This is a genomic window from Microcoleus sp. BM001215392 (assembly GCF_036700185.1).
GTDB lineage: Bacteria > Cyanobacteriota > Cyanobacteriia > Cyanobacteriales > Microcoleaceae > Microcoleus.
In genome coordinates this window covers 1-6,501 of the sequence record NZ_JAUBOJ010000404.1, presented here as the reverse complement: position 1 = coordinate 6,501, position 6,501 = coordinate 1, and the positions used below count along the sequence as shown (strand labels likewise).

Genomic DNA, 6,501 nt, shown 5'->3' with positions numbered 1-6,501 from the left:
GGGCATAGGGCATAAGATTAGCGGGCATACCTCACTTTTTTGAGAAAGGCTGTAGATATCGACCCGGTTTCTGAGATTACGCAAAATAGATATCAAATGGGTTCCATAACAGCCAATACGCTTGGCTTAAGACAGTTCACGGGGAAAAACGATCTGACAAATAGACGCGCTCGTTTGCTTTCCCGAAGCGCTGCGGACAAACAAACCTTAAGCCAAGCGTATTGCTATCAAAGCTTGCGCCCAGATGCTCGGGGCAGAACTTTCTCGATCGCATATTAATCGCCAACTTCCCCGACAACCTCCGCAGCAGCTTGAGTTTCAAGCCAGAGAGCGAGCAGCAATCGCTCCGCCCGATCGCTCAAAACAGTGGCAAACACGCCTAGGGCGCCCTCAGACGCCTCTCCCATCCACGTACCGCGCAGAGTCACTTCGACAAAATCAGCATCAGCCACACAAAGGTCGATCGAATCAGTATCATCTCGGCGGGCCTCAGATTCTAACAGAGACAGCGCCGGCAAATTCGCGGGCAGCAAAAATGCCGCAGTGCTCGGTTCGACGCTGATGCTTTGACCAACTCGCATAGCCAGCACAACTCGCAGCGCCACTAACTGTTCGGGAGATTGAGCCAAACGCTCTAGGTTAAAGCCCGTTTCAGTGTAAGTCAACTTCAGCATATTGACAGCCTTAAATTTGGAATTGAAAATTTCTCAGTAGTCTTTTGACAGTTGTCAGTTGACAGTTGACAGTTGTCAGTTGTCAGTTGACCGTTAACAGTTGACAGTTGTTAGTTGTTAGTTGTTAGTTGTTAGTTGTCATTGGGATTTTTCGATATTCCTAAATACACAAACTAAGGATATTGAATTGGGCCCATAGCTTCTCTGGGAGCTGGAAATAAACTTTTTTCTATCTCGTCGATAGACAAGCTTTTCCTATTCCCAATTACCAATTACCAATGACAACTGTCAACTGACAACTGACTACTGTCAACTAACAATTCCCAATGACAACTGACAACTGTCAACTGTCAACTGACCTATTCCCCAATTTGGTATTCGTGCCAAAACATTTCGGCAAAAGCAACAGTGGGGTGCATGGGAGTATGCGGCTTAGTTCGCAGAGGCATTTGAGCTTCTATGGGAGTTCGATCGCCCTTGCGAGAGTTGCACCGTTCGCAAGCCGTCACCACGTTGTCCCAAGTATGCAGCCCGCCCTTCGATCGAGGCATGACGTGATCCAGCGTCAAATGCCGGTTGCTGCCGCAGTATTGGCAAGCCTGAGCGTCGCGGCGCAGAACTTCCCGGCGATTGACCGGCGGCACTTTCCATAGCCGTTCCCTGTTGCCAAAAGTCAAGCGGATGTGTTCGGGTACGTGGATGGTGGTGCTGGGCGATCGCACCAGATAGCCGTTGCCGATGCTAAAATCCAGAGGTTCAGCTTTGCCTGTTACCAAAAGTACGATCGCCCGTTTGATGTTGACACGGCTCATGGGTAGGTAATTTTGAGAAAACACCACCACAGATTGCCTCAATACATCAGTTACTATGCTCACGGCTTGCTCCTCCTCATTTGGATTTTAGATTTTAGATTGGGGATTTTAGATTGGGGATTTTAGATTGGGGATTTTGGGTGCAACACCAGCATTGGCTACATCTGGTTTTTTGCGAGTTCCTCAAGCCTTACCAAATTGCTCAAATCTCCAATCAAATGCCCCCACTTCTGTTACCAGAGAAGCGGGGGCGAGAAAAACTGCGTTCATGCAAATTTTAATCCTGTGTCGGTACAGTGGTTTAGCTGTACCTCCCGCTTCGCGTATGTTGATGTGGCCGTGCCACTCCCAGACCGTCCCGGTCTACCTCGTTGTGATTAATTTCTGCAATCTGTCCTAATCCACTATAACCGCGTTTATTTAGGCAATGACCCGCCCACGAGGTCGCTATGACGGTTAGCAAACCTGTCATAAAGACTTGCCGTGACGACTCGGTGCGACCTCTGGGGCGATCGCAATTGAGTTGATAGGTGGAGTAGGTGGGGAGAAATTTCACAGTAGGCACAAAGTGATCGGAGACCTTTAAATCTAGCTTTAAACATACTACACTGATATTACAGATATGTCCACCCGTCACGGAGAAAAATTATGCACACCCTACCTAGAACCTCAACCACCGAAATGGAAGTCACCAGCATTCGACTGGAAAGAGAGCTCAAGGAGAGATTGAAAGAGCTCGCCGGCAATCAAGGCTATCAAGCTTTGATTCGAGATTTGCTCTGGAATTACGTACAGCAAAAGTCTGGAGACTATCGTCAGATGTTTTGCAGATCCGATATTCGAGCCAGCATTAATGCCACAGCACAGCAGGAGGAACGCTGCGCGCTTACAGGAGAGTTGATCCGAGTTAATGAGCCGATGTTATTAGGCCTGACGATGCACGGGGAAATGGTGCCGCTGAGTATGGGGAGTATGGCTGGATAAACCAGTCTACACTTGAATTTGTCGCTCGCGATCGGCCTGGGGTGAAGACCCCAGGCGCTGAATATCAAATACCGAAGCATTTCCAAGATATCTGTTTTAATTAACCGCGAAGACGCAGTACGCGAAGCGGCGCGTAAGCGCTAGTGCGCGAAGGAAGATCCTGGAAGGAAGACGTGCGGGAAGAGTGCTAAAATTTCCATCGGGTGTGCGGAAAGATGATGGTAAATTTGATGAAAAAGATTAAGGTAATGCTGAAAAACCGCTACTTGACTGCTGCGAGTTCGATCGTCCTCCTGACAATTATCGCCGGATGCGCCGCCACTGAATCACCGCAACTGGCAACTCCCTCTCCTGTAGCTGAATCTTCCCCGCTACCGATTAAACCATCTGCACCCTTAGCAGTCTCTGCTAAGAATCCTGAAACCGCCACAAACAAAAAAATCCAGCAATATCTCAACGGGTTGATAGCCCAAGGTTTTGCCAAAGAAGACCAAGGGATCTGGATACAATCGGGCAATACATTGCTAGCCAACCATCAAGGTACAGTTCCTCTGTCGGCCGCTTCTATTACGAAAGTCGCAACATCTCTCGTAGCGCTGCAAGAATTTGGGCCGGAACATCAATTTATTACCTCAATCAGTACCAACGGCACCATCAAAAATGGCGTATTAAAAGGCGATTTAGTTATTGAAGGCAGCGAAGATCCGTTGTTTGTTTGGGAAGAGGCGATCGCCCTCGGCAACGCCTTAAATAAAAGAGGCATCAAGCGAGTCACTGGCAGTTTGATAATTGTCGATAAATTTTACATGAATTTTGAATTAAATCCCCTCAAATCAGGAGAATTGCTCAAACAAGCATTGAACAGTGAAATCTGGCCGGGCGAAGCCGCCGCCCAGTATCAAACATTACCTCCAAATACGCCTAAACCGAAAATAATCATTGACGGTGATGTAAAAGTTTTGGCAAAAAATCCCAGCGCTGCGCTCTTAGCCAAACATTATTCTTTGCCCCTCGCCGAACTGATCAAAAAAATGAATCAGTACAGCAACAATCTGATGGCAGATATGCTAGCTGATACTGTCGGTGGCCCTAAAATAGTTGCCCAAAAAGCAGCAGCAGCAACCGGAGTTTCTACCGCAGAAATTCAACTCGTCAACGGTTCGGGATTGAGCGACGATAATCGCATTTCTCCCCGGGCTGCTTGCGCGTTGTTTGTGGCTTTAGAACGCTACCTGCAACCTTACAACATGACAGTTGCTGATGTCTTAACTGTAGTTGGGAAAGATAAAGGAATATTGTCAGAAAGGGCACTGCCAAAATTAGCAGTAATTAAATCTGGCACTTTGGATAATGTTAGTGCTTTGGGCGGTGCGCTGCCAACTAAAAAACAACAAACTGTGTGGTTTGCGATTATGAATCGAGGGGAGAATGTCGAGATTTTTCGCAGTCAGCAAGAGGCTTTGCTGAAAAGCTTTTTGAAGGATTGGGGAACTGTTCAAGCCTCACCGCCCGAATTAGCGCCAAATCCTGCTAGAAGTGGCAAGGTATCTCGCAACGAAATTGCTCAATAAGACCAGATTTAATATTAATCAAATCTGGGTGACAAATCTGCGATCGTCTGGGTAAGGTTGAAACCGTACTAACGCCTTTTCTGCTAAGGCTTACTTGAGTGCTGATTATTCTGGCTATGTCAGTTTGTAGCGCGTAGTCGATCTACGATATTGACTAATGTTGGTTGAGTCGAAGCTGTTTTTTGATGGTATCAGTTTCGCCATCACTCAACGGTTGTCTGAGGCTAATGTTGAGCCTTGGGGGAATTCAAAGTTTTCTGGTGGTGTACCACTTGGCTCAATTTTTCGGTACGCGATAGTCAACGGTGTGCCTCGGGTTGTGTGGTTCTGTGCTATTTTACTGTTTTCCTTGATATCTGCCAATAAGTCAAGATTGGCGATTTCTGAAAAAGTTTTCAACACAATAAAAGTCTGTATTTTGTTGGCTTCAAATTTTGCCCGATCGCACGGAATGACGATAGGTTTCAAAAAGGTAGTTTTACCGGAAATCGGTTTGCCCAGTACCATTAGTTTAGAGTGAGATTTGACCGCATCTAAACCGGGGAGACTTTTCTGACCAAAGAACGAGACGCAAGCTGTTAAAGTTATCTGCATCTGGGTTGAAGTCTCTGACTAAATCGCAAATTTCTCCCGGCTGCGAACTGGTAATTTCCTCCTAAATTTTGACTTCAATGTAGAGGTTGCTGACATAAACGAGCTGTGCAATATCTATTAGTTGGATTTTGCTGTGGCATTTTTGCCGATCTCTGCCACTAGGGAGTCAATTTCTCAATTCGGCTGCGGATGAGACCGATCGACAATTTCTTGCCAATTCAACTGTAAAACCGTGCAGAAAGCCTTGACAGCATTGGCTTTAATTTGGTTCTGTTCCTGCTAAAATACGCCCCTAACTTGATAGTTATGCGCCATCAAGTTAGGGCCGGGCCTGCGCCCAAGTGTGCGGGTTCTAATTTTTGACTAGCTTTTACAAGCCATCTGGGGTTGTCTATTCTCCATCCCCTCTCTGTTCTAGCTTGCTTAATTCTTTGTCGTAGCTCCTCAGAGGCTTTGAGGGTTTTTATTATATAATTTACTTATTTATTTGTCAATCTCAGTTTTCGATCGGTTTAGCGATCGCCAACTAATACCATTTTTTTTAAGTTATGACAGACTTTAGAAAACAGGGAAAGTGGATAGATTACAATGTCTTGTCGTTCTCGATCTCTATCGGATCTTTAGAAAAATGGTATAAGTTTGTCAAGACGCGAGAAACCAAGAGAAAATGATAAGGACAACAAGGGGATCGTCTCTGTGGAGTGTAAAAAGGGTTTTCACCGAGTGCAAGTGTCCCCCCAGCACAGCCTATAGAGTCCCAATGGGTTCTCTATCTCACTGCGTGCTCTTCGGTGAAAGAATGCCACTCGCTTTTTTTGCTAAAAAAGTACACATTAAAGGATGACAAAGGATAGCAAAATGATAGATAACATCAATGAAATTCCGTCAGGTGGGATAGGTATAAAAGTGATTGGCAAAATTGCCGATGAGCTAAGTTATACCCGCACTTTTGACCAGCGGAACTGTCTGTTCATTATCAAATATTATCAGCAGCAAGTTATAGCATCCCAGCCCGCGACTCACTCTGGTTATTTTCAGCGTCCGCTCAAGGTTTTAAATAAATTTAATTGGTTTAAAAATCAGCGAATTCGCGAAGCAGCAAGTAATAGTGATAACCAGCCTGTTCACGAAATTAGCCTTCAGGTAACTACCGATCTCAAGGCGGTTACTCAAATTTTATATTTGCTCGAAGATTTAGAGCGTCTACCGATTCCCGAAGTAGTTTTTCACCAGTGCAAACTTGCGACAATCGAAGGGTTTACAAATGCTGTTCGTCATGCTCATAAAAATCTACCACTGGCAACTCCGATTGAACTTTCAATTACTGTATTTAACGAACGTATAGAAATCAAGATTTGGGATTTGGGAGAACCTTTTGATTTCCTGGCGAAGTTAGCAGAAGAATTGTCAGAAAAAAGTCCGTTTAGCTGGAACGGGCTGGAAGTTACGATTCACTAAACATGACTTACGCACGGATGGCGAGAAACCGCGGTTTTTTACGAAACTCTTTCGCTATAATGAATGGCAAATTATGTAAAAAACCCCGTTTATTTAGTCTATGTTTAAGTCCGTAATTTACCGATAGTAAAAAGAATGTGATGACTACTAATACTGCTCCTAAAATTCTGGTTGTGGATGATGACCAACGCATCTGCAATCTAATTTATCGCTTTTACAATCAGAAATATCAAGTAAATTCGACCGCAGATGGCGAGACTGCTTTAGCCGTGTTTGAGGATTTCGGGCCGATGGTATTCAGTTGACAGTTGACAGTTGATAGTTGATAGTTGACAGCACTTGACCTATGGAAGCCATTTGATATCTATTTTGCGTAAATCTCAGAAACCGGGTCGATCTCTATATTTC

Annotated in this window: 7 protein-coding genes; 4 read left to right on the top strand and 3 right to left on the bottom strand. The window is 45.1% G+C overall.

All coding sequences use genetic code 11. From position 1 onward, the window contains the following. Window positions 1–275: 275 nt before the first annotated feature. Both QT974_RS29145 and QT974_RS29140 read right to left on the bottom strand, forming a co-directional pair. Entirely contained in the window at window positions 276–674 is a 399-nt protein-coding gene (locus QT974_RS29145) for an alr0857 family protein (RefSeq protein ID WP_333471872.1), read from the bottom strand. A gap of 359 nt (window positions 675–1,033) precedes the next feature. Next, on the bottom strand, window positions 1,034–1,549 hold the full coding sequence (locus tag QT974_RS29140; protein WP_333471871.1) for an HNH endonuclease: 516 nt from the start codon (window positions 1,547–1,549) through the stop codon (window positions 1,034–1,036). A 585-nt stretch (window positions 1,550–2,134) separates the two neighbouring features. Here QT974_RS29140 and QT974_RS29135 point away from each other — a divergent pair. Both QT974_RS29135 and QT974_RS29130 read left to right on the top strand, forming a co-directional pair. Further along, window positions 2,135–2,470: a ribbon-helix-helix domain-containing protein gene (locus tag QT974_RS29135; protein ID WP_333471870.1), complete on the top strand. Its 336-nt coding sequence runs from the start codon at window positions 2,135–2,137 to the stop codon at window positions 2,468–2,470. A 230-nt stretch (window positions 2,471–2,700) separates the two neighbouring features. Beyond that, window positions 2,701–4,041, top strand: a complete 1,341-nt coding sequence (locus QT974_RS29130; RefSeq protein WP_333471869.1) for a D-alanyl-D-alanine carboxypeptidase — start codon at window positions 2,701–2,703, stop codon at window positions 4,039–4,041. Between the two features lie 207 nt (window positions 4,042–4,248). Here the strand turns inward: QT974_RS29130 and QT974_RS29125 are convergent, their stop codons facing one another. Further along, window positions 4,249–4,548 (bottom strand): hypothetical protein, encoded by a 300-nt coding sequence (locus QT974_RS29125; RefSeq protein ID WP_333471873.1) that lies wholly within the window; start codon window positions 4,546–4,548, stop codon window positions 4,249–4,251. A gap of 945 nt (window positions 4,549–5,493) precedes the next feature. On the opposite strand from QT974_RS29125, the gene QT974_RS29120 reads away from it, so the two are divergent. After that, window positions 5,494–6,093 carry an ATP-binding protein gene (locus QT974_RS29120; RefSeq protein WP_333471868.1) on the top strand — a complete coding sequence of 200 codons (600 nt, stop codon included), beginning with the start codon at window positions 5,494–5,496 and terminating at the stop codon, window positions 6,091–6,093. Window positions 6,094–6,233: 140 nt separating this feature from the next. Continuing rightward, window positions 6,234–6,398, top strand: coding sequence for a hypothetical protein (locus tag QT974_RS29115; RefSeq protein WP_333471867.1), 165 nt, complete (start codon window positions 6,234–6,236; stop codon window positions 6,396–6,398). Window positions 6,399–6,501 lie beyond the last annotated feature (103 nt).